At 39.2% G+C, this 2627-nt stretch carries 2 protein-coding genes; one reads left to right on the top strand and one right to left on the bottom strand.

Features of this window, described 5'->3' with window-relative positions:
* Positions 1-157 precede the first annotated feature (157 nt).
* Positions 158-1183 (bottom strand): glutamine synthetase beta-grasp domain-containing protein, encoded by a 1026-nt coding sequence (locus tag WBN20_RS01340; protein WP_424274532.1) that lies wholly within the window; start codon positions 1181-1183, stop codon positions 158-160.
* A gap of 209 nt (positions 1184-1392) precedes the next feature.
* Between WBN20_RS01340 and WBN20_RS01335 the strand changes: the two genes are divergently transcribed.
* Positions 1393-2627, top strand: a 1235-nt coding sequence (locus WBN20_RS01335) for a glutamine synthetase III (RefSeq protein ID WP_424280430.1), incomplete at its 3' end; no start/stop codon positions are given.

Raw genomic sequence — 2627 nt, 5'->3', positions numbered from 1 at the left:
GTATATGCAAAAGGACAGACCTATTGATAAAAACCAGCCTATAGTTAAACCAGATGATTTCTCTGAATTATGGATGAATACCCCTTTAAAGACTATAGATAATTAAAAAACCGCCCTTAAGGAAATAAAGGCGGCTCAGTAAAAATTATGCGGAGAATTAGTTAGCTACTGCTTCTATTTTAGCAGATTTTACCGTTTTGATAATTCTACCTGCAATTTTATATGGATCTCCATTAGATGCTGGTCGTCTGTCTTCCAGCCATCCTTTCCAGCCTTTTTCAACGGTTATTATCGGAATTCTGATTGAAGCACCTCTGTCTGATACCCCATAACTGAAATCCTTAATAGATGCTGTTTCGTGCAAACCGGTAAGTCTTTCATCATTAAAAGCGCCATAAACGTCTATATGATCAAGAGCGACAGGTCTGAAGGCCTCACAAATTCTTTCATAAATTTCTTTAGAACCACATGTTCTTAAAGTAGTATTCGAAAAATTTGCGTGCATTCCACTACCATTCCAATCGCCTTTGACGGGTTTTGGATGTAATTCTATGTAATAGCCATATTTTTCGCTAAGGCGATTCAATAGATAACGTGCTACCCAAATTTCATCACCCGCTTTTTTGGCACCTTTGGCAAAACACTGAAATTCCCATTGTCCTGGCGCAACTTCCTGATTTATACCTTCAAAATTAATTCCAGCCGCAATACATAAATCCATATGTTCCTCTACAAACTCTCTACCCCAGGTATACCTTCCTCCTACGGAGCAGTAATATTTACCTTGAGGTCCTGGAAATCCACCACGAGGAAACCCAAGAGGTAAATCTGTTTCGGTATCCATTAAAAAGTATTCCTGTTCAAATCCGAACCAGAAGTCATTGTCATCATCATCAATTTTAGCACGATGATTGGATTCATGCGGTGTTCCGTCTGCATTTAACACTTCTGCCACTACTAAAAATCCATTGGTTCTTTCCGGATCGGGATAAATAGCTACAGGTTTCAACAGACAATCTGAAGAACCGCCTTCGGCCTGCTCTGTGGAACTTCCGTCAAAAGACCATAAAGGGCAGTCTTCCAATTTGCCACTGAAGTCTTCTTCAATCTTGGTTTTACTTCTTAGTTCCTGAGTTGGTTCGTGGCCATCCAGCCAAATGTATTCTAATTTACTCTTGCTCATAATCTTCGGTGTTAATTTTTCAATTTACGATCTCCAAAAATAAATTATTTTAAATACATCTATGAAAAAATAGGGGGTATTTATCAAAAATTTCGATATAATTATTAACACCCCCAATTTTTTGAAGGGATTTTGCAATATTTTTATAATTATGCAATTTTTCTATGAATTGTTTAATTTTGCTTTAATTAAATTATAAAATCCAGTGTATGTCCAGATTGAGATTCAATGCAATTACTGAAAGTTACCAACATAAACCGCTACTCATTACAGAAACAGGGAGGCGATCAGAATTTTTCGGAACCCATGTTTTTAATGAAGAAAGAATGCTGCAGTATCTTACGAAGGATGCTTATTTAAGTGTAAAAGGGGCCATTTTCTCAGGCTCAAAAATTGACAGAAAAATAGCTGATCAGGTCGCAGAGGCCATGAAAGCCTGGGCTATCACGATGGGTGCAACCCATTACACACATTGGTTTCAGCCATTAACCGGGGCTACAGCAGAGAAGCACGATGCTTTTTTTGATCTTTCGGCCGATGGAAGAGCAGTTGAAAAATTTGGGGGTGCTCAACTTGTACAACAAGAACCGGATGCTTCCAGTTTTCCAAGTGGAGGTATTAGAAATACCTTTGAGGCAAGGGGTTATACGGCCTGGGATCCAACTTCTCCGGCATTTATTTATGGTACGACACTTTGTATTCCCACAATTTTTGTTTCCTATACTGGTGAGGCCCTTGATAATAAAGCTCCACTATTACGAGCATTACATGCGGTAGATATAGCGGCTACCGCGATTGCTAAATATTTTGATAAAAATGTCTCCAAGGTCCACGCAACACTGGGGTGGGAACAAGAGTATTTTCTGGTTGATAAAGCACTGGCCGGTTCTCGCCCGGATATTGTTCTTACGGGTAGGACATTAGTCGGACATCTGGCAGCCAAGGGACAACAATTGGATGATCATTATTTCGGTGTAATACCTTTAAGGGTCATTAATTATATGCGAGATCTGGAAAAGGAATGTACTCGTCTGGGGATTCCTGTTAAAACCAGGCATAATGAAGTAGCACCAAATCAATTTGAGTTGGCTACGATATTTGAGGAAGCAAACCTGGCGGTTGATCATAATTTGCTTCTAATGGATATTATGGAAAAGGTAGCGGACAGGCATAATTTTAAAGTCCTTTTTCATGAAAAACCATTTGCTCGAATCAACGGATCAGGGAAACACAACAATTGGTCCCTGGCAACAGATACTGGGGTAAACCTTTTAAGCCCGGGTTCAACACCCATGAAAAACCTGCAATTTCTTACCTTTTTTGTGAATACAATAAAAGCTGTAGATACTTATGAGGAACTTTTAAGGTCTTCAATTGCTTCTGCCAGTAATGATTACAGGCTGGGGGCAAATGAAGCTCCACCCGCTATTTTTTCAATCTTTGT

The organism is Eudoraea sp., from assembly GCF_049665975.1.
Lineage (GTDB): Bacteria > Bacteroidota > Bacteroidia > Flavobacteriales > Flavobacteriaceae > Eudoraea.
The sequence above is the reverse complement of the archived record's forward strand: the minus strand, read 5'-3'. Positions and strand labels throughout refer to the sequence as shown.

Coding starts and splice junctions, on each gene's coding strand:
- WBN20_RS01340 (WP_424274532.1), bottom strand. CDS start 1,183: ATGAGCAAGAGTAAATTAGAATACATTTGGCTGGATGGCCACGAACCA.